13 protein-coding genes, 1 tRNA gene, 1 other RNA gene and 2 pseudogenes are annotated in these 24,788 nt (G+C 59.7%); 8 read left to right on the top strand and 9 right to left on the bottom strand.

All coding sequences use genetic code 11. The annotated features are described in order from the left end of the window. Nucleotide 1: 1 nt before the first annotated feature. A pseudogene (locus ACTG2B_RS14755) lies at nucleotides 2-2,339 on the bottom strand (acyl-CoA dehydrogenase). 48 nt (nucleotides 2,340-2,387) lie between these two features. Next, nucleotides 2,388-3,041, bottom strand: coding sequence for a TetR/AcrR family transcriptional regulator (locus ACTG2B_RS14750; RefSeq protein WP_005334507.1), 654 nt, complete (start codon nucleotides 3,039-3,041; stop codon nucleotides 2,388-2,390). A gap of 471 nt (nucleotides 3,042-3,512) precedes the next feature. Here ACTG2B_RS14750 and ACTG2B_RS14745 point away from each other — a divergent pair, with 471 nt between their 5' ends. The 3 genes and pseudogenes from ACTG2B_RS14745 (at nucleotide 3,513) to ACTG2B_RS14735 (ending at nucleotide 5,766) form a co-directional block, all read left to right on the top strand. Continuing rightward, entirely contained in the window at nucleotides 3,513-4,253 is a 741-nt protein-coding gene (locus ACTG2B_RS14745) for a phosphatase (protein WP_439996230.1), read from the top strand. 89 nt (nucleotides 4,254-4,342) lie between these two features. Then, nucleotides 4,343-4,418, top strand: a tRNA-Thr gene (locus tag ACTG2B_RS14740). Nucleotides 4,419-4,546: 128 nt separating this feature from the next. After that, a pseudogene (locus ACTG2B_RS14735) lies at nucleotides 4,547-5,766 on the top strand (IS3 family transposase). A gap of 136 nt (nucleotides 5,767-5,902) precedes the next feature. Here ACTG2B_RS14735 and fdhF read toward each other — a convergent pair. From fdhF to smpB, 5 genes are all read right to left on the bottom strand, one after another. Next, nucleotides 5,903-10,093 carry a formate dehydrogenase subunit alpha gene (fdhF, locus tag ACTG2B_RS14730; RefSeq protein WP_439996228.1) on the bottom strand — a complete coding sequence of 1,397 codons (4,191 nt, stop codon included), beginning with the start codon at nucleotides 10,091-10,093 and terminating at the stop codon, nucleotides 5,903-5,905. Between the two features lie 532 nt (nucleotides 10,094-10,625). Next, a complete protein-coding gene (locus ACTG2B_RS14725) occupies nucleotides 10,626-11,837 on the bottom strand; it encodes an EAL domain-containing response regulator (protein WP_421277543.1) in 1,212 nt (403 codons plus the stop codon). Continuing rightward, nucleotides 11,830-16,071 carry an ATP-binding protein gene (locus ACTG2B_RS14720; protein ID WP_439996226.1) on the bottom strand — a complete coding sequence of 1,414 codons (4,242 nt, stop codon included), beginning with the start codon at nucleotides 16,069-16,071 and terminating at the stop codon, nucleotides 11,830-11,832. The genes ACTG2B_RS14725 and ACTG2B_RS14720 overlap by 8 nt, the downstream gene beginning before the upstream one ends. A gap of 293 nt (nucleotides 16,072-16,364) precedes the next feature. After that, nucleotides 16,365-16,724: a transfer-messenger RNA gene (gene ssrA, locus ACTG2B_RS14715) on the bottom strand. Between the two features lie 166 nt (nucleotides 16,725-16,890). Then, nucleotides 16,891-17,379, bottom strand: a complete 489-nt coding sequence (gene smpB, locus ACTG2B_RS14710) for an SsrA-binding protein SmpB (RefSeq protein WP_005334498.1) — start codon at nucleotides 17,377-17,379, stop codon at nucleotides 16,891-16,893. 169 nt (nucleotides 17,380-17,548) lie between these two features. Here smpB and ACTG2B_RS14705 point away from each other — a divergent pair, with 169 nt between their 5' ends. Both ACTG2B_RS14705 and ACTG2B_RS14700 read left to right on the top strand, forming a co-directional pair. Next, nucleotides 17,549-17,983, top strand: coding sequence for an SRPBCC family protein (locus ACTG2B_RS14705; protein ID WP_005334496.1), 435 nt, complete (start codon nucleotides 17,549-17,551; stop codon nucleotides 17,981-17,983). Further along, complete coding sequence (locus tag ACTG2B_RS14700) at nucleotides 17,976-18,323, top strand: RnfH family protein (RefSeq protein ID WP_040065214.1); 348 nt, start codon at nucleotides 17,976-17,978, stop codon at nucleotides 18,321-18,323. Before ACTG2B_RS14705 ends, ACTG2B_RS14700 begins: the two co-directional genes overlap by 8 nt. An 81-nt stretch (nucleotides 18,324-18,404) precedes the next feature. On the opposite strand, the gene ACTG2B_RS14695 is transcribed toward ACTG2B_RS14700, so the two are convergent. Then, nucleotides 18,405-19,679: an amidohydrolase gene (locus ACTG2B_RS14695; RefSeq protein WP_139477619.1), complete on the bottom strand. Its 1,275-nt coding sequence runs from the start codon at nucleotides 19,677-19,679 to the stop codon at nucleotides 18,405-18,407. A 179-nt stretch (nucleotides 19,680-19,858) separates the two neighbouring features. Then, nucleotides 19,859-22,315, bottom strand: coding sequence for an acyl-CoA dehydrogenase FadE (fadE, locus tag ACTG2B_RS14690; RefSeq protein ID WP_058059900.1), 2,457 nt, complete (start codon nucleotides 22,313-22,315; stop codon nucleotides 19,859-19,861). Between the two features lie 256 nt (nucleotides 22,316-22,571). Between fadE and lpcA the strand changes: the two genes are divergently transcribed. From lpcA to ACTG2B_RS14675, 3 genes are all read left to right on the top strand, one after another. Beyond that, nucleotides 22,572-23,150, top strand: a complete 579-nt coding sequence (gene lpcA, locus ACTG2B_RS14685; RefSeq protein ID WP_005334485.1) for a D-sedoheptulose 7-phosphate isomerase — start codon at nucleotides 22,572-22,574, stop codon at nucleotides 23,148-23,150. 164 nt (nucleotides 23,151-23,314) lie between these two features. Then, complete coding sequence (locus ACTG2B_RS14680) at nucleotides 23,315-24,124, top strand: class II glutamine amidotransferase (RefSeq protein WP_439996224.1); 810 nt, start codon at nucleotides 23,315-23,317, stop codon at nucleotides 24,122-24,124. Between the two features lie 291 nt (nucleotides 24,125-24,415). Further along, nucleotides 24,416-24,751: an Hpt domain-containing protein gene (locus ACTG2B_RS14675; RefSeq protein WP_005353511.1), complete on the top strand. Its 336-nt coding sequence runs from the start codon at nucleotides 24,416-24,418 to the stop codon at nucleotides 24,749-24,751. Nucleotides 24,752-24,788: the final 37 nt, after the last annotated feature.

The raw sequence follows: 24,788 nt of genomic DNA, 5'->3' as shown, positions 1-24,788 counted from the left end.
ATCAGGCGGCGTGTTCGACCTTGTTTGGCTGCTTGTTTGCTTGCTGGGAGAAGCCTTCCAGCTCGCCCGGGGCGAAGTTGTCTACCTGAATCGCTTCGTAGCGCAGGGCATCGGCGGCCAGCAGCTTCCGCTTCGTCCTTGCTCAGGATGGAACCGGCCAGCGCGGCGGCGACCAGTTCCGGCAAGGCCAGTTTGCGGGGCAGTTTGCCCTCTTTCTGGGCCTGCACCAGCTTCTTCTCGTAGGGCTGCACAGCGACCATGGCCTGGAAGGCGCGCTCCATCAGGCCGACCGGATCCGCCTCGTCCTTGCCTACGTAGCAGAGGGCGGTCAGACGGTCGCGGAACTCGCCCGGCTTCATCATGGCCAGACAGATGGCGTGGCAGCGATCGTCGGCCGGCATCTTGTAACCGACGCCGAACGGGAACACCACGCGCTTGAGTACGGCACCCACCACCTTGTTCGGGAAGTTCTGGAAGAAGCCCTCGAACGCCTTGCCAATCAGGTAGAGGTTGCGCTCCACCGCGTACTGCACGAACGGCAGATCGGAGACCATGCGGCCCTGATCCTCGTAGTGCTTGAGGGTGGCGGAGGCCAGATAGAGGTGGCTCAGCACGTCACCCAGACGGGCGGAGATCATCTCCTTGCGCTTGAGATCGCCACCCAGCATCAGCATGGAGACGTCGGCGCACAGGGCCAGCCCTTTACTCATGCGGGAGAGCTGCTTGTAGTAGCGGGCGGTTTCACCGGCCACCGGCGCGCTGTTGAACTGGCCCAGGGTCAGCCCCTGGAACAGGGAACCGAAGAAGTTGCCGGCGCCGAAGGTGATGTGCTTCATCAGCAGGGCGTCAAACTTCTCGAGACCACGCTCCACGTCGGTATCAGCCGCCGCTTCCAGCTCGGCAAACACGTACGGGTGGCAGCGGGTGGCACCCTGCCCGAAGATCATCAGGTTGCGGGTCAGGATGTTGGCCCCTTCCACCGTGATGGCGACCGGAATACCCATGTAGGCGTAGCCGGTGTAGTTTTTCGGGCCTAGCTGGATGGCACGACCGGCGTGGATGTCCATGGAGTCATCCATGATCTGACGCGCCATTTCGGTCATGTGGTACTTGGAAATCGCGGTGACGATGGCCGGTGCCTGACCCAAATCCAGCGAACCGGCGGTCATGCGACGGGCCCCTTCCAGCTGATAGGTGAGGCCGCCGATACGGGCCAGCGCTTCCTGCACACCTTCAAATTTGCCGATGGACATGCCGAACTGCTTGCGTACGTAGGAGTAGGCACCCACGGTGCGGCTCGCCATATGACCGCAAGCGGTGCCAAGGGCTGGCAGCGAGATGCCGCGACCGGCGGAGAGACACTCTACCAGCATGCGCCAGCCGCGACCGGCGTAATCTGGGCCACCGATGATCCAGTCGAGCGGAATGAACACATCCTTGCCGAAGGTCGGGCCGTTCATGAACGCCAGACCCATGGGGTAGTGGCGATCGCCGACGCGCACGCCCGGGTGGTTGGTGGGGATGAGCGCGCAGGTGATGCCCAGCTCCTCCTTGTCACCGAGCAGTTTTTCCGGGTCATAGAGTTTGAACGCCAGCCCCAGCACGGTAGCGCGGGGCGCCAGGGTGATGTAGCGCTTGTTCCAGTTGAGGCGAATACCGAGTACCTCTTCACCCTTGTGCATCCCTTTGCAGACGATCCCCTTGTCAGGAATGGCACCTGCATCGGAGCCCGCTTCCGGCCCGGTCAGGGCGAAGCAGGGCACCTCTTTGCCATTGGCCAGCCCCGGCAGCCAGAAATCTTTCTGGGCCTGGGTGCCGTAGTGCATCAGCAGCTCACCCGGGCCAAGGGAGTTCGGTACCATGACGGTGACCGCCACGCTCAGGCTCTTGGTGGCAATGCGGGTGACGATGGTGGAGTTGGCAATCGCCGAGAATTCGCGGCCGCCATAGGATTTCGGGATGATCAGGGAGAAGAAGCCTTCCTTCTTCAGATAGTCCCACACCGGCTCTGGTAGGTCTTTGGTTTCGTTCACGATCTTGAAGTCGTCAACCATGGCGAGCAGGGTTTCGACCTGATTGTCGATAAAGGCCTGCTCCTCTGCGGTCAGCTCGGCCTTGCCGTAGCCGTGCAGTTTTTTCCAGTCGGGGTTGCCGCGAAACAACTCGCCATCCCACCAGACTGAGCCGGCTTCCATGGCCTCCCGCTCGGTGGCTGACAAGGGCGGCAGTATCTTTTTGAAGATGCCGAACACCGGACGGGTTACCACCTTTTTACGGATGGAGGGTACGCCGAGCACAACGGCTATCGCCAGCACCAGCAGGACAAGCAATGTGATCATACCGAAGTTCCTTCTATTTCACTGTTTCCGTTGATTTATTGTTGGTTGTTACACGGCCAGGGAGAGCCTGGTCGACTCCACGGGCGCCCCGACTCCGGACGCCAGATAAGGAATAACGTTGCGCACCAGCCCTTCCACATCGAGCTGCTGGCCAAAGTCGGCCAGGGCGATGTCGCGCAGCGCATCGGCAGAGGCCATGGTGAATACGACGGTGCCCAGAGTGAAGTGCAGGCGCCAGAAGAGGTCCGCTGGCGACAGGGCCGGATTGGCCTTGGAGATGGCCTGGGTGATCCGCTGCAAAATGGGGCCATAGTGGGCGGTGATAAAGCGGCGCAGGTGGCCCTGGCTGTCGATATAGCCGCGCCCCAGCAGCTGCATGAAGATGGCCGGTCCGTTGGCCCGCACCGCCGATAGCTTCATCAGCGGCTCGACAAAACTTTCAAACAGTTGCAGCAGGGTCAGCTGCTCCTGCTCCATCAGTACCCGCAGGCGAGCATCGAGATCGGGCATAAACAGGCTCAGATAGCGGTCGAGCACCGCCTGGATCAGCTCCTTCTTGGAGCCGAAGTGATAGTTCACCGACGCCAGATTGACGTCGGCCTCACTGGTGATCAGACGCAAAGAGGTATCGGCGAATCCCCGCTCGGCAAACAGCACTTCAGCGGCGTCGAGAATACGGTTTTTGGTATCGATTTTACTCACTGGACACCTCACTTAAACGAATGTTTAAAAAGTACGTTTCATAACGTGAAGTGTCAAGAGAATGTGAATGAGTGTTAGCGGAATGTTTTTCGATGAAAAAAGCAAAGTGGGCGGAACTTAGTCAAAAAGCAGGACTCTATATCTATGCCACTGCAATTAAACATTAAGTCTCGCCCAACCTGCTTCTTGCTAGTTGGGCATTTTTTTGCCCGGTTGGCTGTGGCAGAGAGTAACAAACAGGCAAAAAAAACCGCCGCAGGGCGCGACGGTGGGGAAAGTGAGTTCGCGTCATCCTGACGGCAAACTGTCGATGCGAGTTCAGGCATGTATCGACGGGGGCAGTATGCCAGCCAGAGCCCCTCAGACTATGTCAGCTTCGCGGTATTTTGTGACAAAGTGTGGCAAGCACTGGCGTGGCCCAAGCTGCCGCTCTTTGCTATGCTGCCCTTTCAAAATATGAGGGGAGAGAAGATGAAGTACCCGGTCGATACCCACACTCACACCATTGCCAGCACCCATGCCTACAGCACCATCCACGACTATCTGCCGATAGCCAGGGCCAAGGGGATCAAGCTGTTCGCCACCACGGATCATGGCCCCGAGATGGCCGATGCCCCTCATGTCTGGCATTTTGCCAACTTGCCGATATTGCCAAGAGTGGTGGATGGGGTAGGGATCCTACGGGGTATCGAGGCCAACATCAAAAACCTCGACGGGGAGATCGATTTCCCAGAGCGTTATGAGTCGCACCTCGACATGATCATGGCGGGTTTTCATGAGCAGGTATTCCCTCCCTGCGATCAGGCAACCCATACCCAGGCGATGATCAACGCCATCAAGAGCGGTCGGGTCGACATGATCAGCCACCCGGGTAACCCCGCATTTCCCATCGACATTCAGGTTGTGGTCAAGGCAGCGGCGGACTATCGGGTAGCGCTGGAGATCAACAACTCCTCCTTCATTCACTCGCGCCCGGGCAGCGAAGGCAACTGCCGCGCCATAGTCGAAGCCGCGCGAGATCTGGGGGCCTATCTCACTTTCGGCTCCGATTCCCACGTGGCATTTACTCTTGGCGATTTTGACCACTGCCACCGTCTGGTGACCGAAGCGGGCTTCCCGCAAGAGCGGATCCTGGTGCGTTCCCCCCGCGCCCTGCTCGAATTTCTCGAAAGCCGCGGCCGGGCCCATATCCCCGAGTTTGCCGATCTGTAAATCGGGTTCTAACACCATGAGCCAACTCATAAAATCGAGCTGGCTCAATTGACTTGCCGGTCATTTTTCATGAATGTGGAGAGCAACAAGCCGGTATAGCTCAGTTGGTAGAGCAGCGCATTCGTAATGCGAAGGTCAGGAGTTCGATTCCCCTTATCGGCACCATATAAAACAAAGGGTTAGCTTCGAGATGAAGCTAACCCTTTGTTTTATATGGTTGGTGGCCCCTTTTCATACCCCTGTCCCGTCCTGAATATGGTTTACACCTTTCCCCCCAATAAATGGAGAACCCGATGGGACAAGGTGTGAAACGGACACAGCGCGATTACTCGCTGACTTTTAAACTGGCACTGGTCGAGCAGATTGAAAAAGGCGAGCTCACCTACAAACAGGCTCAGGTGCGTTATGGCATTCAGGGCCGCTCCACCGTTCTGGTATGGTTGCGTAAACATGGTCGGCAAGATTGGAGCCAGGGGGCTTCTGTACGTGCCGGCAGGAGCATCACCATGCCTGACCCCGACAACAAGACGCCCGAACAGCGTATCAAGGAACTCGAGCAGCAGCTGGCGCTGATGAGTCAGAAAGCCCAGTTCTTTGAGGCCGTCGTCGATGTACTGAAGAATGACTACGGTGTCTCCATCGTAAAAAAGCGACCCGGCAAGTCCTCTCGCAGCGGCAAGTCGAGAGGCTGACCATTGTCAGGGCTTGCCTGTTTCTGGGGATAAGCCGGCAGGCTTACTACAAGCGCAATCGGGTCGCCGACGAGCGCCATGCACAGGGATTGCAGGTGGTGCGCTTCGTGCGTCAGGTTCGACTGCGACAACCGCGGGTGGGCACCCGCAAGCTGCATTATCTGCTGCAGGGTCAGGATGATGGCGGGCTCAAGGTCGGGCGGGACAGGCTGTTTCGGATATTGGCCGGGCACCGCCTGCTGGTGCCACCCAGACGGGCGTATCACACGACCACCCACAGTTTTCACCGTTTCTACCGTCATCCCAACTTGCTCAAGGCGGGGCCAGAGCAGGTCACGCCGGTGGCCCCGGAGCAGGTCTGGGTCGCAGATATCACCTATCTGCCAGCCAGGAGCGGGCCGCTGTACCTGAGCCTGGTGACGGATGCGTACTCACGCAAGATAGTGGGCCATCACGTGCACGAAGGGATGCACGCCGAGTCGGTGGCGATGGCGTTCAAGAAAGCACTGAAGTAACGACGTGGCGGCGGTGAACTCATCCATCACTCGGACCGCGGCGTGCAGTATTGCTCGGGGCTGTATCAGCCATTACATGAACGGTACGGGGTGAAATGCTCGATGACGGATGGGTATGACTGTTACCAGAATGCGTTGGCGGAGCGGGTGAACGGGATTTTGAAAGGAGAGTTATTGTTGCAAAGCCCGCAGGATTTGGCGCAAGCGCGGGAGATGGTGCGTGAGGCAGTGGATATTTACAACGCGGAGCGGCCGCATCATGCGTTGAAATACAGAACCCCCGATGCGGTACATAGGGGGTTCTGAGTAGAGAAATGCTAGTTGAAAATGTGTAAACCTATTTCAGGACTAGACACCCTCTTTTGCTCTCGCAAAGTCAAGGGGGGAAGGGTCAGCGGGCCAACCCTTTCGGCAGGCGGTTACTCAGGTTTTGCTATTCCCTTCAGGCAACCTCGATGTCTGGCTTGGCTGGCTCCTTCTGCATGGAGAGCTCTCCAGTTTGCGACGGGGATTCCAGCTTGTCGATGCGCACCGCTGCCACCTTGAACTCGGGGATCTTGGCGTGGGGGTCGGTGGCATTGATGGTGAGCCGGTTGGCCGGGGCTTCGGCAAAGTGGAACGGGATAAAGACCACTCCAGGCTGCATCCGCTTGGTGACGAAGGCGGGCAGTTCGATATGGCCGCGGCGACTGGTGACTTTTACCTGCTCGCTGTTGCTGATTCCCAACCGCTGCGCATCCACCACGCTCATCATCACCCGCGGGCCAGCCAGCTTGTCGAGCCCCTTGGTCTTGCGGGTCATGGTGCCGGTATGGAACTGCTCCAGCAGGCGGCCGGTAGTGAGCACGATGGGATAGGTCTCGTCGGGCAGTTCGGCGGCATAGCGGAACGGGGTGGCGACCATCTCCCCCTTGCCACGGGTGAACTGCTTGCCGTGGAGCAGGCGAGTGCCTTCGGGCGCCGCGTCGTTGCAGGGCCACTGCAACCCTTCCGGCCCCACCTTGTCCCATTGGATGCCAGCGTATTGCGGTGTGACCCGGCAGATCTCGGCGGTGATCTCCTGCGGGTATTGATAGCGCCAGTCACCGCCCATGGCGTTGGCGATCTGCTGGATGATCCACCAATCCTCTCGCGCTTCCCCCGGCGCCTTGAGGGCGGGGGAGATGCGCTGCACTCGCCGTTCGGTGTTGGTGAAGTGGCCGCTCTTCTCGGCAAAGGAGCAGGAGGGGAGCACCACATCGGCGAGTTGGGCGGTTTCGGAGAGGAAAATATCCTGCACCACCAGAAACTCCAGCTGCTTGAGCCCCTCGATGACGTGATGCTGATCCGGATCGCTCAGCACCGGGTTTTCTCCCATCACATAGAGCCCCTTGATGCTGCCCGCGCAGGCGGCATCGATGGTCTCGGTGAGGGTAAGGCCGGGCGTGCGCGGCAACCCTGGTTGCTGCCAGGCGGCGGCGAAGCGGGCATGAACCTCGGGGTTGGCCACCTTCTGATAGCCGGGCAGGCAGTTGGGCAGCGCCCCCATGTCACAGGCACCCTGCACGTTGGATTGGCCCCGCAGCGGGTTGATGCCACCCCCTTCGATGCCGATGTTGCCGCACAGCAGTTGCAGGTTGGCGATGGTCCGCACGTTGTCGTGGCCGGTAGTGTGCTGGGTTATCCCCATCGAGTAGTAGATGGCAGTGCGCTCGGCGGTGCCGATGAGGCGCGCGAGCTCGATCACCTGCTCGGCCGGTACGCCGGTGACAAGAGCCACCTTGTCCGGGGCATAGGTCGGAGAGAGCACCTCCGCTTGCAGCGCCTCGAACCCTTCTACTCGTGCGGCGATATAGGCCTGGTCGTGCCAGTTGTTCTGGATGATCTGCTGCATCAGGCCGTTGAGCAGCATCACATCGGTGCCGGGGCGGTGTGCCATATAGAGGCTGGCATGGTCGGCCATCTCGATCCGTTTCGGATCGGCCACTACCAGCCGTGCCTTGCCCGTTTTCACCACCCGCTTGATATGGGAGCCGATGATGGGGTGGGCCGCCGAGGTGTCGGAGCCGATGATGAAGATGAGATCCGAGTGGTCGATGCTCGGGATGTCGTTGGTCATGGCGCCGCTGCCGAGCGACGCCTCCAGCCCGGTGACGGTGGAGGCGTGGCAGAGCCGCGCGCAGTGATCCACGTTGTTGGTGCCCAGCTCCCGGCGCATGAACTTCTGGAACAGGTAGTTCTCTTCGTTAGTGGTTTTTGCCGACGAGAAACCCGCCAGCGCATCGCTGCCATAGCGCTGGCGCAGGGTGGTGAAACGCTCGGCCACCAGGGCGATGGCCTCTTGCCAGCTGGCTAGCACTAGCTTGCCATCTTTGCGGACAAGCGGCGTGGTGAGGCGCTCCTCGCTCTGGATAAAGTCAAAGCCGAAGCGCCCCTTGACGCAGAGCAGACCCTGATTGACCGGCGAGTTGCGATTCCCCTCCACATAGCGGATGCGGTTGCGCGCCTCATCGACGTAGAGGGTGACACCGCAGCCGACCCCGCAGTAGGTGCAGATGGTATTGACCGGCGTGAGCAGTTCGGTGCGCCCCTGCGACTTGTCGCGGGCATCCACCAGGGCCCCGGTGGGGCAGACCTGTACGCAGGCGCCGCACTGCACGCAGTGGGAGTCGCCCATCGAGAGTCCCGTGTCGAACTGCGGCCGGTTCGAGAGGGTACCATCGTTGTTTTTGGCAAAGCGCAGCACCCCCTGCACCGCTTGCTCACCACAGGCCTGCACGCACTGGCCGCAGCCAATGCAGCGGTTGGCATCAAAGACGATAAATTCGCTGCTGCTATCTACTGCAAACTTCTGGCATTGACTGGTATCGAGAGCGCTCTGCTCGACTTTGTATTCGGTGGCGTAGTCGCGTAGCGCGCAATCAGTGTTGGCCTGACAGCCGCACTCGAGGCAGCGGCTGGCTTCGCTGCGGGCATCGGCATCACTCAGCCCACGCTCCACCTCGGCAAAGCTGCCCTCGCGATCCTTCTCTGCCAGATGGGGCATGATGGTGCGGGCGACTTTTTTCAGGTGAGCAAACTGGGCGGGATCGACCTGCTTGAGTGTGTGAGCCTTGCAGGCGTTGAAGGGCCGCACCGGGTCGATCATGTCACCGTGGAGGAACTGAACGATGGCCAGCGCCGCCTTGCGGCCATCGGCGACCGCCTCGATGGCGGTGGCGGGCCCGCGGCGCAGATCGCCGATGGCGAACAGGTTGCCGTGGCCGCTGTGCATGGTCTCGGGGTGGGACTCCAGCGTCTGCCAGCGGGTGAAGGGGAGGGTGAGGGGCTCCCCTTCCATAAAGCTGAGATCCGGCTGCTGCGACACTGCCGCAATCACGGTATCAAACTCTTCAAGGAAGAACTCACCGGTGGGCTCCGGGCGTCGGCGACCGGAGGCGTCCGGCTCGCCGAGGGCCATCTTCTCGAGACGCACCTGACAGACGCGACCAGCCTCATCGGCCAGATTCTCCACCGGATTGGTGAGCATCAAAAAGCGCACCCCTTCGTGCTCCGCCTCGTCGATTTCGTAGGCTTCGGCGGGCATCTCGGCGCGGGTTCGGCGATAGATAAGGGTGGTCTCGGCGCCAAGGCGTACCGCTGTGCGGGCACAGTCAATGGCGGTATTACCACCCCCGATCACCGCAACCTTCTTGCCAGTGGTGAGCCGCTTGGCCAGCATCCGATCCTTGAGGTAATCGACCCCGAGATAACAACCTGCCAGGGTGCTGCCCGGGTAATCCATCGGCACCGCCTTGGAAGCGCCAACCGCCAGACAGACCGCATCATAGTCGCGGCACAGCGCCGAGAGGGTGATCTGGTGGCCCAGTCGCTGCTGGGTGTGGATCCGCATACCACTCTGGCACATCAGCGCTATCTCCTGATCGAGGATCGCCTTGGGCAGCCGGTATTCGGGGATACCGTAGCGCAGCCAGCCCCCCGCTTCGGGCATCGCCTCGAACAGATCGACCTCGAACCCCTCGTAACCCAGATAGTAACCGCAGGTGAGGCCGCCCGGGCCGCTGCCGATGATGGCCACCCGCTTGCCCTTGGCGGGCTTCTTTGCCGGTTGATAGGGGGCAACCTCTGCCAGATCGAGATCGGCGGCATGGCGCTTGAGTTGGCGAATGGCGAGCGGCTCATCCACCAGCGCGCGGCGGCACTCTGCCTCACAAAAAGCGGGGCAGACCCGGCCAATGGAGAGGGGCATAGGCAGGGTCTGCTTGATGACGGCCATCGCCGCCTCGTGCTCCCCCATGGCGATATGGTGCAGATAGGATTGAATGTCCACCCCGGCCGGACAGGCGCGCTGGCAGGGGGCTTCGCAATCGGCGTAGTGATCTGCGAGGATGCGGCCGAGCGCCTGCTGGCGGTGTGCGCGCAGGGCCTCGCTTTGGGTCGTGATCACCATCCCTGCCTCGGGGGGCGTCTCGCAGGCACGGCGGATGCCGAGACCGGCAATCTCCACCACGCAGAGATCGCACGGTGTCTTGGGGGCACTGGTGTTGTCACCGCACAGGGAGGGGATATCAGTCTGGTGCTGTTTTGCTATCTGGAGCAGGGTTCTGGTCGGGTCAACCGTCAACTGAGCCCCATCGAGGGTGATGGTGATCATGGCGTCATAAACTCGCTTTCAAGGCGCAGAAAATGCTGCATCTGGCGGAGCCAGCAGGGGAAGCGACAGGGCGGCCGCTTGCTATACGCTCACCATAACAAAGATTATTTACAACTTTATTTGATTTTAGACAGCTTATTGTTCAAAAGGGAAAACGATTTCAGGTTGTCTTGTCTACCTCATCGGCTCGGCGCATCGTTGAGAACTATTCCTTTTAAAGCAGGATATTCATTGTTTTATTGTCAGTTGATGCGTCTGGTAGAAGAGAGGCTGCTCTCGCTCGCGATAGGCATTATCCGCCAGTAGCACCATTTGTGATGCAACTTATTTTGCATAAATGGTGACTCAAGGCATGCGGCGTATACAGAGCAAAGGGGGTGGGTGGCACTCGGTTGGATAAAAAGGTTGGTGGATAGGGGGCGGGCATGCGTGAGTGGCGAGTCCTAGATAAAGAAAATGGCCACCTTTTCCAAGGTGGCCATTCACGTTGCCGATCGGCGCGCTGTTGGCCCAAAGGGTTGGTTGCGGAAGATCACCCGGATATCAGGGTGGGCAGCCGGGCTTGCCAGATCTGGTGCCAGTGCTGCAGTTCGCTGCGTGGCATCGGGCGGGCGGTAAAGAAGCCCTGGCAGATATCGCACCCCAGCTTGGCCAGCAGTTGCCAGGTCTGTACATCTTCCACCCCTTCGGCGACTGATTTCAGCCCCAGCTTGCGTGCCAGCTCGATGCTCGATTCGATGATGGCCAGACGGGAGGGGTCGGCATAGCAGCGATCGACAAAAGATCGATCAAGTTTGAGCTCGGTAAACGGCAGCAGCGCCAGCTGCTGCATCGAGGAGTAGCCGGTACCGAAGTCATCGATGGAGAGGCCAAAGCCGTGCATCCGCAGCCGGGTCAGCACCTCCAGTGCCTTGCCGATATCCTCGACAAACGAGCTTTCGGTCACCTCCAGGGTGATCAGCTCGGGATTGACGCCCCAGCGCTGGCACTGGTTGATCAGGAAGTGGCAGAGATCTCCCTCAATCAGCGAGGTGGTGGAGAGATTCATAGACAGATTGAGGGATAGGCCGGTCTGCCCCCACAGATGGCAATCCTGCAGCGACTTGTTGATGATGACATCGGTCAGCTGGTCGATAAGGCCGTTGTTTTCCGCCAGCGGGATAAACATGCCGGGGGAGATCAGCCCGTATTCCGGATGCTGCCAGCGGGCCAGCGCTTCCATCCCCACCCACTGGCCGGACGCAAAGCCGACCTTGGGTTGATACCAGGGCAGCAACTGGTCGTTGTCGAGGGCGCGTTTGAGCTCGTCCACCGAGAGGACGAGGCCATCGTCCTTGCCCGAGGGGGCCGACTTGGGTGCCCAGGAGTCGATCAACTGGCGCAGCCGCTGCGGGTTGGAGGGTTTCTCGATGCGACCCAGCACATGAAGACCATAGGCCGCGCTCATGCGCAGCACTGCTTCCACCACGTCATCTTCCAGCGCGCTGGAGAGGATGATGCCGCCCCGAAAGCCGCCCAGCGAGAGGCGGCGCAGCAGCGCCATGCCATCCATGCCGGGCATCCGCAGATCGCAGAACAGGATGTCGACAGTGTGGCTCTGGCATAACGCCAAGGCTTCGATGCCGTCTGCGGCCTCCAGCAGTTGCTGATAACCGAGCGCCCGGATTTGGTGCATCAGGGTCTTGCGTTGAAACCCGTGATCCTCGACCACCATGATGACCAACTCGTCTGCCGTTCTACTCATCGAGCCACAATCCCATTTCACGTTCAATATTGTTCATCTGTTCTTCCACTCTCTGTGTCAGCAGCGCGAGCTCGCTCAACTGTTTGAGGCGGGCCACCGATTCCAGTTGCGCCGCCTGCTCGGCCAGGGAGAGCTCCCCGACCATTCTGGCTGCCCCTTTGATGCGGTGGGCGATCTCCACCAGCTCCTGGCTATCATCGGAGGAGAGCGCGCTCATCATAGCGTGGCAATCTTTCCGGTTGGAGGCCAGATACTCCCTTGCCATGCTTTTGGCAATCTCTTCATCGCCAAAGAGATGCCAGCGACCGATCATGTCGAGATTGATGGCCTGTCGTGCGGGCACTCTCTCTGTGATCGTAGTCGCGGGCAACCACCGCAGCAGCATCTGGCGCAGTGACTCCAGCGAATAAGGTTTGCACAGCATGCCGTTCATGCCTGCTGCCGTCATATTGGCTGCCGCCTCCTCCGAGGTATCGGCGGTGACGCCGATAATGGGGGCTTGCTCCCCTTGTTCCCGCAGGTGGCGGGTCAGGGTGTAGCCATCCATGTGCGGCATGTGGCAGTCGGTGATCAGCAGGGCGAAATCCCGGGTTTGCCAGGCGCGCAACGCCTTCTCGCCATCTTCCACTACCTCGCACTCCACCCCCAGAATCGCCAGCTGACGGGTCAGCAGGGCGCGATTGACCAGATGGTCATCGGCGACCAGCACCCGCCCGCCCATTTTTTCGATGCTGGCGGCATGGGTGGTCACGGCTCGCCCGGTGATCAGTTCGCGGCAGCTTTCGAGCAACAGATCCGGATAGAGGGGGGATTGGCCGAGGCGCCACCAGTTCTCCGAGCCCATGCGCCCCCGCAACGCTTCGCGGGGGGAGAGGATGACCCCCTTGAGAGTGCCGGACTGCAACAAGGTGTGCCAATCGCTCCCCAGACTGGATTCCAGCGCGGCCTCTTCCGCCAACAGCAGTCCGTCGAGATCGGCGGTGAACTGGTGGATATCGAGGGGGCTCAACCGGGCGCCGAGCCGTGCCATGGTGGCCTGCAAGGCGGCATCGCTACCCAGCCACCACCATTCGCTGCCCGCCAGTGCGGGTGGCTCCCACAGGCCATTGAGCAGCGGGATGCTAAAGCGGAAACAGGCCCCTTCACCGAGCTGGCTCTTGACCGTCAGGGTGCCGCCCATCTTCTTCACCAGCTGATCACAGATGGCCAGGCCCAGACCGGTGCCGCCAAAGCGGCGATTAATATCGGATTCCACCTGCTCGAACGGGGTAAAGAGCAGCGCTTGCTTCTCTTCGGCGATGCCGATGCCGGTATCCGTCACCGCGATAACCAGCTGCTGGTCGTGACAGCTGACCTGGATCGAAATGGTGCCCTGCTCGGTGAACTTCACCGCATTATTGAGCAGATTGGAAACCACCTGGCCCACTCTGACCGGATCGATATCGGCCAGGTCGGGGAGTTGATCATCCCACTGGAGCGTGACCTTCAGCCCCTTGCTGTAGGCCAGTGCGGCATGGCCGCGGATCACATCGCACACCACAGGTTGCAGACGGCAGGATTGGCGATTGAGGTGCAGCTGACCCGCCTCGATTTTGGAAAAGTCGAGGATATCGTTGACCAGATAGAGCAGGTGGTTGGCCGAGCTCTCCACATTGCGCAGCAGATAGCGCTGGTCATCATTGAGCTCGCTCATGCGCAGCAGCTCCAGCATGCCGTGCATGCCCGAGATGGGGGTTCTCAGCTCATGGCTCATGGTGGCCAGAAAAAGGCTGCGAGCCTGCATCGCCTGCTCGGCCGCGGCGCGCGCCTCACGCAGCTCATGCTCCTGTTGCTTGATGGCGGTGATGTCCTGCACCACGCCGTTGAGCAGGCGATCATGGCCCTGTTGCGCCACAAAGTTGCCGCGGATCTGGATATAGCGCTCCCCCTGAACAGAGGGCACCAGCACCTCCATATCGAGCGGCTCAAGGGTTTGCGCATGTTTGGCCACCTTATCGATAAAGGTTGCCATAGCCTCATCGTTCAAGCCGAGGATCACGCCGCCAGACTCGGCTGCCATCAACTCTTGATGGGTCATCCCGAGAATGTCGCTGGCTCCTTGGGACAGATAGAGGAATTTCCCCTTGCCGGCCCCTTGCCAGAGATATTGATAGACCAGACCCGGCATGCTGTCGGTGATGTCCCGCAGCCTGCCCTCCACTTCCCGCACCTTGTTTTCGGCGGCCTTGAGGGCACTGACATCGGTCAATACCGTCAGCACCCCCTGAATGGCGCCGCCTGCTGCGCGATAGGGCAACTTGACGTAGACCACGTGAAGGGGAACATCCCCCTCGCGCTGGGTATAACCCGATCCTTGGAAGATCTCGCCGGTTTCCCAGACCGCACGCTCCTCGCGCAACATCTGTTGCCGCTCGTCCTCGGTCATATAGCCCCAGCGATCACCTTCTTCCCCATCACCGACAAACAGCTCGCGGTATGCCCGGTTGCTGAGGGTCAGGCGATGATCGCGATCCCGTAGCGCCACCATATTGGGCAGGGAGTCGAGCAGGGTCTGGATGAACACCAACTGCTCATTGAGCGTCTTCTCGGCCCGTTGTCGCTGCACGATCTCCCGTTTCAGGGTACGGTTCCAGGCCCAGAACAGGGTAAACAGCAGGGTGGCAGTTGCGCCGCTCATTACGAACCAGAACAGCACTGTTTCGTTATTGATGCCGGTCTGCACGCTCATGGAGAGCCAGCGTCTCTCCACTTTATTGAGCTCCTCCGGCGGTATCGAATAGAGCACCTTGGTAAGGATCCGCTGCAGCATGGGATCTTTGCGCGTGGCCATGGCGACCGGCAGGCGCAAGTCTTTGCCGGCATAGACCACCTGATAGCGTTCGCTCACCCGCTTGTTGATGGATGGCAGGGTGACCATCACGTAGTCGGCATCGCCCGTGTCCAGCAGCTCCAGCAAGCGGTTGTCATTGTTGACCTCTACCGGATGGGCGCCGATGTGGGTCAGTAGATCTTTATCCAGCGAGCCATGCACCATGCCGACCCGTTTCCCTCGCAGCAGTGAGAGATCGGTGATATCGGCACTGCGTTTGGGGGCAATGACTACCCGATCGACAAACAGATAGCCAGGGGTGAACAGCGCAAACTGGCCGCGGTCGTGGTTGGGGGAGATGGCCGGAATAAAATCGATCTGCCGCAGCTTCAGCATATTCTGGGTTTCACCCCAGCTATTGGTGCGAACCAGAGAGAACTTCAGCCCGGAGACTTGCTGCATCAGCGCCATCAGGTCCGCCACATACCCGACCAGTCGGCCCCGGTAATTGAACTCGCTCATGGAGGTCCAGTCCGGGGAGACGCCGTAAGTGAGCTCAGGATGCTGGTTGAGCCACTCCTGCTCCTCAGGGGTAAACTGGACAGACTTAACCGCTCCTGAGTCCGCATGTTGGCTAGTTGTGGTAGCGGCCAGCATGTGACGACGATCTTCAACCGGTATCTCGTTGAATGCCTTGCTCACCAGGCTGACCAGTGCCGGGTCGCTCTTGTGCATATTGATAGAGAGAGACGTGCCGCTTACCCATTCCGGGGTGGCAATGGTGAAACCAGCCTTGGGGTGCTGATCTTTCACCATCACCAGTGACGGCATGTCGGCAAGATAGGCGTCAGCCATGCGCTTTTTGAGCATAAAGGCCGCTTCGCCGCGACTCTCTGCCTCGGTCACACGGGGAAATCCCAGTTTTTTCAATTCACTGCAAGCATTGACTCCCGTGACACAGACCCAGTGCAAACCATGGGCATCCTGTCGTGACAACTTCGTTTTGCCATTGTTGAGCAGCACGCCGCGCGGCATGGAGAGCAAAAACGGCAGGGAGACAATATTGGAGCGCCATTGTTCGCTTGGTTGGTCGTTCACCAGCATGTCGATTGCGCCGTGGTCAAGCCCGGTCAGCGCATCCACGTAGGAGGGGTAAACCTTGTAGCGCAGGGTCAACCCGAGCGTTCTGGCAATCTGCTGCGCAATATCGGGGACTGGGCCGGTAAAACGTTGATCTGCATCTTTATAGCTGTATGGAGGGTCACCCATCATCGGCATGCCGATGACCAGCTCCTGGTGTGATGACAGCCAGGCGCGCTCAGACAGATCAAACTCGTCTTCATTCAGACTGGTAATGGCGTGCGCCGCCACGCCCCAGAGCAGTAGCAGGAGAAACAGGAATAGACGATCACATTGGCGGAGCATCAGAAGGAATCCAACAGAATTGGGCGCATATTGTAAGTGCATTAAAATGCAGCGGCCAACATCAATTTACTCAATATTGGGCCACGACATGCCACAGTGCGGCTGTGAGTTCGGCTAGTACCGGGATGGCAACCTGATGATAAAGCCTGCGCGGTGATGCGCCTGATTTTTTTGCCAAAGGCCAGTTCAAGGGGGATATTGGAAAAAATCCAACCAGTTTGATATCGGTAAACAACATGGACATGGACAAATAAAAAGGGCCACCTCTTGCGAGGTGGCCCTTTCCAAACGTTTGGTGGAGCTGGGGGGATTTGAACCCCCGTCCAAAATTACTACATCCTTGGCACTACATGCTTAGTCACTCTTTACATTCGCCAACCCGCTGCGGAGAGACACGCCACGAATTGACTAGCTCGATTGGTTTTAATGCTTCCGCCCCGAGCAGGACTTCCACACGATCCTGTGAAGGATGACCTTCCGATTCCCTAGGACACAGGCAAGCTAGGGTAGAAGGGCTCTATGCAGGTTATTAAGCTGCTAGTGCGTAGTTTTCGTCGTTTGCGACTATTTTTTTGCGGTTTATTAACGAGGCCTACCGCACCTCGGCATGCACCTTGGGTTTCGTGAATCTTGTCGAATCCAGAATCAGCCCCAAGTTGTTAATTGCGATTGTACGCAAAAATGCTGTCATAGCAAGGCGTTGATACCCATTCCCTCTGGCAGCCAGTCTGTTTGCCGATTTATTGTACGCAGCTGAGCCTGAAGAGCCAGCTGCGCCGGGGGAAGGTGAACTGGCGTCCTGATCCTGCCAGTCGCAGGTTAGCCGCGATGCTTGTTCTTCATGATGCGCGCTTTTTCCCGATCCCATTCGCGGGCCTTGGTATCTTCGCGCTTGTCGTGCTCTTTCTTGCCCTTCACCAGGCCGATCTCGACCTTGACCCAGCACTGTTTCCAGTAGAGGGCGAGGGGAACTATGGTGTAGCCCTGACGGGCAATCAGGCTTTCGAGCTTGTCGAGTTCACGACGGCTCAGCAGCAGTTTGCGGGTGCGGGTCGGGTCACATACCACATGGCTGGAGGCCGCTTGCAGTGGCAGGAAGCTGGAGCCGAACAGGTAGGCCTCGCCATCGCGGAAGATGACATAGGCTTCGCTGATGTTGGCCTTGCCCGCCCGCAGGGATTTGACTTCCCACCCTTGCAGGGACAGACCCGCTTCGATCTTCTCTTCGATGAAGTATTCGTGGCGCGCGGTTCTGTTGAGTGCAATGGTGCTGGACCCGGCTTTGTTTTTACTGTTTTTTTTGCTCATGACGGGCGATTTCCGGCAATGACTAGGAGGCTCGTATTATACGTAGGCAGGGGCGGCTGTAAAACGCGCAGCAGGTCAAGTGGTGGCTTTCTGAGCGGTTTGGCTGAGGTTTTACCTCCACAACCCCAAACATGGTGATAAAATCGCGCCGATTGGATGAGGAAAAGCCATGCCCCGAATTACGCGCAGTGCCCTGGTGATGTTCAGTGCAGAACAGATGTTCAAGTTGGTTAACGATGTGGATGCCTATCCGCAGTTTTTGCCCGGCTGTGTCGGCAGCCGTGTCCACGAGGCTGGCGATGACTACATGATGGCGTCGGTCGATGTGGCCAAGGCGGGGATTGCCAAGACCTTTACTACCCGCAATCAGCTGGATGTGAACCGCCAGATCAGGATGGAGTTGGTGGATGGCCCGTTCCGCAAGCTGGCGGGCTGGTGGACCTTTACCCCGCTCGATGTGGATGCCTGCAAGGTGGAGTTTGATCTCGATTTCGAGTTTACCTCCAAGCTTATCGAGGTGGCCTTTGGTCAGGTATTCCGCGATCTGGTGAGCTCCATGGTCTCCGCCTTCTCCAACCGGGCGAAGGAGGTCTACGGTGTCTGACCAGCTCAATATCGAGGTTGTCTATGCCTTGCCGCAGCAGCAGACGGTGATTGCCCTGCGGGTGGCGCCCGAGACCTGCGTTCAGGCGGCCATCGAGCAGTCCGGCATCGTACAAAAACACCCCGAGATCGATCTGGCGGTCAACAAGTTCGGTATCTACAGCCGCCCGGTGAAAGGGAGCGAGCCGCTGCACGACGGCGATCGTATCGAGATCTACCGCCCGCTCATCGCCGATCCCCGCGAGATGCGTAAAAAGCGCGCCGAGAAGGCCAAAGAGGAGGGGAGAGCCGATAGCGTGACCGGTGGCCGCCCCGATGTGCATCGCAAGCTCCGCGAGTAGTGCTCAGGTTTTTCTTGCAGAAAAAAGGCGCCGAGGCGCCTTTTTTTGATCCCGTTAGCCGGTGAGCTTGCCGAGGGGATATCAAGAGAGGGCTGCTTCTGCCACACCCAGTCGGGCACGGGCCCAGGCGGCCAGTAGCTCTACCCCGCTTTGCATAACCCGCTCATCGAAATCGAATTCGTTGTGATGGTGTGGTGCCGCCAGATCGGCCCCCAGGATGAGGTAAGCTGCTTCGCCCCCCTGTTTTTGCACCCGCTCCATCAGAAAACCGGCATCTTCGCTGGCGCCAAAGCGGCGAGTCTGGATGGTGGCGAGCCCCTGCTTGCGGGCCAGCGCCGCCAGCTCGGCCTGCAGCGCCGGGCTGTTGTCGAGCGCAATGGCCTCACCCTGCTTGATGATGCGATAGGTGACACCGTGGGCGAGGGCGGTACCTTCGACGATGCGCTGTACCTGACTGAACATGTAGTCGTTGAGCGCGCTGTCGGCGCCGCGGGTTTCACCGCGCAGCTCGGCATGATCGGGGATGACGTTGCGGCCGCTGCCAGCGTGAAGCTGGCCGACGTTGATGCGGGTCATGCCGTCGCGGTGGCGGGGAATGCCGAGCATGGCGGTGGTGGCCATGCAGGCGGCAGCCAGCGCATTGCTGCCGGCATTGGGCTCGAGCCCTGCGTGGGCGGCAGTGCCCATAAAGTGGACGTCGAACTTGGTGGAGCAGAGAAACTCGGTGGGGTTGATCACCAGCTCGCCGCTGCCAGCGTGAATACCGATATGGAGCGAAAGCAGGGCATCCACGTCATCGAGTGCGCCACCGGCAGCCAGCGCCTTGCCACCGCGGCACCCCTCTTCGGCGGGCTGGAAGAAGAGCTTGATACGACCGCACAGCTGCTCCTTCATCGCCATCAGGCTGCTGGCCAGCCCCATGCCGATGGCGGTGTGGCCATCGTGAGCGCAGGCGTGCATCCACCCCTTGTTGTGGGAGGCGAAGCCCTCCTGCTGCGGTTGGTGCTGTTCGGCATCGGACTCTTCCACCTCCACCGCATCGATGTCGAAGCGAAAGGCCAGGGTCGGGCCGGGACGGCCGGTATCGAGCTCTCCCATCAGGCCAGTGACATCGCCAATCCGCTCCAGCCAGTCGGGATGGGCCCCCTGACGGCGGGCGCGAGCCTTCTCGGCCGCCACATCCACATCACGCCCCATCATCAGATTGCTGGCCAGCAGCTTGTCGCCGAGCACGATGCGATAACCGAGCTCGCTCAGGTGGTGGGCAATCAGGCTGGTGGTGCGAAACTCTTTCCAGGCGGCTTCCGGCAGGCGGTGCAGGTCGCGGCGCCACAGGATCAGGTGCTCAAGGGTCATCTTGGCTTCCTTGGTGATTCGATTTGTCGGCTATTGTGCCTTTTTTCCCGGCTGACCACACGGGGCCAGCAGCTGGTCGGGGGAGCTGTGAGTGCAAGTGGTGGCTGTTCGGGCCGTGAATAGTGGTGAGCGCCCATAAAAAACGCCTCCACAAGGGAGGCGTTGTCGATAGGTGGTTATCAAGCCGCGTGATGGTAAGCGGAGGCTTCAAACAGCTTCTTGTTGGCCACCAGATCGATGGGGTCAAAATCATCGACGTTGATGGTGCGCAGGCGACTTACCTCGGCGCGGCGCAGCAGCTCGGCTTCGCTCTGGGTCAGTACGCCAGCGGCCAGGCCGATGTCGGCCACCTTGTCCAGCGCCATGAAGGGACGCTTGATACCATCGCTCTTGCAGACTTTCTCGAACAGCGGCTCGGCGGCCAGCACGTCATCGAGCGCCTGCTCCAGCAGGCCGAAGGGGTTGCCCTCTTCGCGCGTCAGGTATTGGCCCTTGGCCAGGCGGCTGCGGGTCTCGCTCGGGGTTTGCAGCAGACGGGCAACCTGTTGGTCCAGCTTGTCGCACGGACGGTTCAGGTCACGACCCAGCGGCAGCACCACGGCGCGCAGGGCAAGCCCAATCCAGCGGTTCGGGAAGTTGCGCAGCAGCTCGTCGATCGCCTCTTGTGCCTTGAACATGGCATCTTGCAGTGCCCAGTGCAGCAGCGGCAGGTCGGCCTGCTGGCGTCCCTCGTCCTGATAGCGCTTGAGGGCGCTGGAGGCGAGATAGAGCTGGCTCAGCACGTCGCCAAGGCGGGCGGAGACCCGCTCCTTGCGCTTGAGCTCGCCACCCAGGGTGCCCATCGCCATGTCTGACAGGAACGCCAGGTTGGCCGAGAGGCGGGAGAGCTGCTGGTAGTAGCCCTTGGTCTGATCCTTGTAAGGGGCCGCGGCAAAGCGGGCGCCGGTGATACCGAGCCAGAAGCTGCGTACCAGGTTGCTGATGGCAAAGCCGACGTGGCTGAATACCGCCTTGTCGAAATCTTTCAGCGCCTGCTCCTTGTCGGGATGGCTGGCGGCCAGCATCTCCGGCAGTACATACGGGTGGCAACGGATAGCGCCCTGACCATAGATGATCATGCTGCGGGTCAGGATATTGGCCCCTTCCACCGTAACGGCGATGGGCGCACCCTGATAGCCACGGGCCAGATAGTTGTTGGGGCCCATGCAGATGGCCTTGCCGCCGTGGATGTCCATGGCATCGATGATGCACTTCTGGGCTCGGTCGGTGAGGTGGTATTTGACGATGGCGGAGATGACTGACGGCTTCTCGCCAAGGTCGATACCGGTCACGGTCAGGTTGGCTGCGGCGCCCATGATGTAGGCGTTGCCGCCGATGCGGGCCAGCGGCTCTTCAATCCCTTCCATCTTGCCGATGGGCAGCTTGAACTGGCGACGGATGCGGCTGTAGGCGCCGCTCGCCAGGGCCAGCATCTTGACGCCGCCAGTGCTGTTGGAGGGCAAGGTGATGCCGCGACCGACCGACAGACACTCGACCAGCATGCGCCAGCCCTGACCGGCCATGGCCGGGCCACCGATGATGAAATCGAGCGGGACGAACACATCCTTGCCCTGGGTCGGACCGTTCTGGAACGGCACGTTGAGCGGGAAGTGGCGACGGCCAATGCCGACCCCCTTGATGTGAGTGGGAATGAGGGCGCAGGTGATACCGAGCTCTTCCTCTTCACCCAGCAGGTGCTCGGGGTCACGCAGTTTGAAGGCGAGACCCAAGACGGTAGCGATAGGGGCGAGCGTGATGTAGCGCTTGTTCCAGGTGAGGCGCATACCGAGCACCTCTTTGCCTTCCCACTCGCCCTTGCAGACGATACCGAAGTCGGGGATGGAGCCTGCGTCCGAACCTGCCTCCGGGCTGGTCAGGGCGAAGCAGGGGATCTCTTTGCCTACCGCCAGGCGGGGCAGGTAGTAATCCTTCTGCTCGTCAGTGCCATAGTGTTGCAGCAGTTCGCCCGGGCCCAGCGAGTTGGGTACGCCAACGGTGGAGGCGAGCACGGCGCTGGCACCGCACAGCTTTTGCAGGACACAGGACTGGGCGTAGGCCGAGAACTCCAGACCGCCATATTTCTTCTTGATGATCATGGCGAAGAACTTGTTGTCCTTCAGGTATTGCCACACCTCGGGGGAGAGATCCGCGCGCTCGTGGGTCACTTCCCAGTCGCTCACCATGCGGCACACTTCCTCGACCGGACCATCCATAAAGGCCTGCTCTTCGGCAGAGAGGGCGCTGACCGGGATGGCGTGCAGCTTTTTCCAGTTCGGGTTGCCCGCGAACAGATCGGCTTCCCACCAGGTGGTGCCCGCTTCAATCGCCTCTTTCTCGGTGCGGGACATCTCCGGCATGATCGATTTGTAGATCTTGAACAGTGGCTTGGTTATTTGATTGCGGCGAAATTCCACCAGATTGAGCGGGATGGCGATCACCGCGAACAGCGCCCATACCAGCAAGGGCACATGACCATAGATGGCGCCAAGCACCAGGGCGGCGCCGGTGACCAGGGTGGAGATGAACAGGGATGCCCGGCGATAGGCCAGGGCTCCGATAACCAGGATCACCCCGAGCAGAGTGAGGGTCGTCGTCATTGCTTGCTCCTTGCGTGTATAAATGTGCCAACGTGGTGTAACTCATCCAGAGGTCTGACCTGTTGGATATGGCCCCTGTTGTAATTCATACGCACAAAGTTATCAAGCTGTTTACATCTTCATTACCTTCTCTCTGTGATCCCCATAACGCTCACGCGCCGCCAGCGCTGTGGCTCGCAGGGGGGCGACTGTGCGATTCGCTTGTGCGAGAATAGCCGGGATCTACACGCACACTAAAAACAGTGGAAGAGACATCATGTACCAAGAATTGATCCGCAATGAACTGACCGAAGCAGCCAGCGTGCTGCAGGCCTTCCTGGCTGATGAGCAGAACCTGAAAAACATCGAAGCGGCCGCCAAACTGCTGGCTGACTCTTTCAAAGAAGAGGGCAAGGTGCTCTCTTGTGGCAACGGTGGCTCCCACTGTGACGCCATGCACTTCGCCGAAGAGCTGACCGGTCGTTACCGCGAGAACCGCCCGGGTTATGCCGGTATCGCCATCTCCGATCCGAGCCACCTCTCCTGCGTCTCCAACGACTTTGGCTATGACTATGTCTTCTCCCGTTACGTAGAAGCGGTTGGCCGTCGTGGCGACGTGCTGCTTGGCATCTCCACCAGCGGCAACTCCGGCAATATCCTGAAAGCCATCGAGGCAGCCCGCGCCAAAGGGATGAAAGTGATCGCCCTGACCGGCAAGGATGGCGGCAAGATGGCGGGTCTGGCGGATGTCGAGATCCGGGTTCCGCACTTTGGCTATGCCGACCGTATTCAGGAAGTGCACATCAAGGTGATCCACATCCTGATCCAGCTGGTCGAAAAAGAGATGGCCAAGTAATCAGGCCATCGTCACCAGACAAGGGCAACGCCGGTAACATGGTTCGCCATCGGCCGGTTGTTGCCAGTCACAGGGGAAGGGATTGCGCCTCCCCCTGCTGTCTGTCGAACCAGCGTGCTGGTCGAACATGACACAAGCCAAATCATGAAAGGAGTCTGCCGGATATGTGCGAACTGCTCGGCATGAGTGCCAATGTGCCGACCGATATCTGCTTCAGCTTTACCGGGTTGATGCTGCGTGGCGGTAAGACCGGGCCCCACAAGGATGGCTGGGGGATCACCTTCTACGAGGGGAAGGGCTTTCGCACCTTCAAGGATCCCGAGCCCAGCGCCCAATCTCCCATCGCCAGACTGGTACAGGCGCTGCCCATCAAGAGCTGCGCCGTGGTCAGCCACATTAGGCAGGCCAACCGTGGCTGCGTGTCGCTGGAAAATACCCACCCCTTTACCCGTGAGCTGTGGGGTCGTTACTGGACCTTCGCCCACAACGGTCAGCTCACCGGCTACAAGAAGCTGCTAACCGGCCGCCACCGGCCGGTGGGGGATACCGACAGCGAGCACGCCTTCTGCTGGCTGCTCGATCGGCTGGAGCAAAAATATCCCAAGCGTCCTGCCAACTTTCCCGCCATGTTTCGCTATCTCGCTACCCTGTGTGACGAGCTCAGAGCGTTCGGGGTGTTCAACATGCTGCTCTCGGACGGGGAGTATGTGATGAGCTACTGCAGCAACAACCTGCACTGGCTGACCCGCTGTGCGCCCTTTGGCGAGGCGAGCCTGCTGGATGAGGAGGTGGTGATCGACTTTCAAAGCGAGACTACCCCCAACGATGTGGTGACCCTGATCACCACCCGTCCGCTGACCGGCAATGAGAATTGGGTCAAAATGGCGCCCGGCGAATTCAATCTGTTTCGCATGGGAGAGCGGGTGGCGACCAATCAGGTCGCGCTTGAGCAAGATAAAAAAATACCAGGGTAGATACCTACCCTGGTTCTTCGCAGCAGCCATAAAAGGCAAAAGGGATGAGAGGTGTTGCTGAGCATCATCACTCTGATGGCATTGAGTGTTGATCAATTGTTAATTTGTGGCAATCAAGTTGTTGTCTTGACGGGCGTTTCAGCATCGCTATTTCGATATTGATCACATTTTTTGCCACTTTATTCCCTGAGCCATCCAATCGGGTGCTTCATCACAGCCTGGTCGTGAGCCACGACATCGAAAACTATCTATAGTATGGTCTGTTTGAATACCGTTCAGGAGGAGCCTCGCATGGAGTGGGTGGATCGCAAGGTGTTGCAGCAGCTGGCAGAGGATATCGGTCCGGATATGCTGCCCGTGGTCATCGCAGTCTTTATTGAAGAGGTGGGCGAGCAGCTGAGTCAGCTCAGACCCCTCTATGAACAGGGAGAGTGGGAGGCGCTGGCTCGGGTGGCGCACAGCATGAAATCATCCTGTGGCAGCTACGGCGCCATGCCGAGCTATCAGCAGGTGATGGCGCTGGAGATGGCCAGCAAGCAGGCCGATGTGGCCGAGGCAGAGCGCCAGTTGCAACTGCTGGAGGCATCCTTGCCTCAGGTACTCGCGTTTCTTGCCGATTATCAGTAACGGCGCCATGCAGGGGGGCCGGGGCGCCGTGACCGTT

This window comes from Aeromonas sp. 30P, from assembly GCF_051919805.1.
GTDB classification, from domain to species: Bacteria; Pseudomonadota; Gammaproteobacteria; order Enterobacterales; family Aeromonadaceae; genus Aeromonas; species Aeromonas veronii.
This window is presented reverse-complemented; position numbering and strand designations above follow the sequence as displayed.

Coding starts and splice junctions, on each gene's coding strand:
- ACTG2B_RS14745 (WP_439996230.1), top strand. CDS start 3,513: ATGAAGTACCCGGTCGATACCCACACTCACACCATTGCCAGCACCCAT.
- fdhF (WP_439996228.1), bottom strand. CDS start 10,093: ATGATCACCATCACCCTCGATGGGGCTCAGTTGACGGTTGACCCGACC.
- ACTG2B_RS14725 (WP_421277543.1), bottom strand. CDS start 11,837: ATGAGTAGAACGGCAGACGAGTTGGTCATCATGGTGGTCGAGGATCAC.
- ACTG2B_RS14720 (WP_439996226.1), bottom strand. CDS start 16,071: ATGCTCCGCCAATGTGATCGTCTATTCCTGTTTCTCCTGCTACTGCTC.
- smpB (WP_005334498.1), bottom strand. CDS start 17,379: ATGAGCAAAAAAAACAGTAAAAACAAAGCCGGGTCCAGCACCATTGCA.
- ACTG2B_RS14705 (WP_005334496.1), top strand. CDS start 17,549: ATGCCCCGAATTACGCGCAGTGCCCTGGTGATGTTCAGTGCAGAACAG.
- ACTG2B_RS14695 (WP_139477619.1), bottom strand. CDS start 19,679: ATGACCCTTGAGCACCTGATCCTGTGGCGCCGCGACCTGCACCGCCTG.
- fadE (WP_058059900.1), bottom strand. CDS start 22,315: ATGACGACGACCCTCACTCTGCTCGGGGTGATCCTGGTTATCGGAGCC.
- lpcA (WP_005334485.1), top strand. CDS start 22,572: ATGTACCAAGAATTGATCCGCAATGAACTGACCGAAGCAGCCAGCGTG.
- ACTG2B_RS14680 (WP_439996224.1), top strand. CDS start 23,315: ATGTGCGAACTGCTCGGCATGAGTGCCAATGTGCCGACCGATATCTGC.
- ACTG2B_RS14675 (WP_005353511.1), top strand. CDS start 24,416: ATGGAGTGGGTGGATCGCAAGGTGTTGCAGCAGCTGGCAGAGGATATC.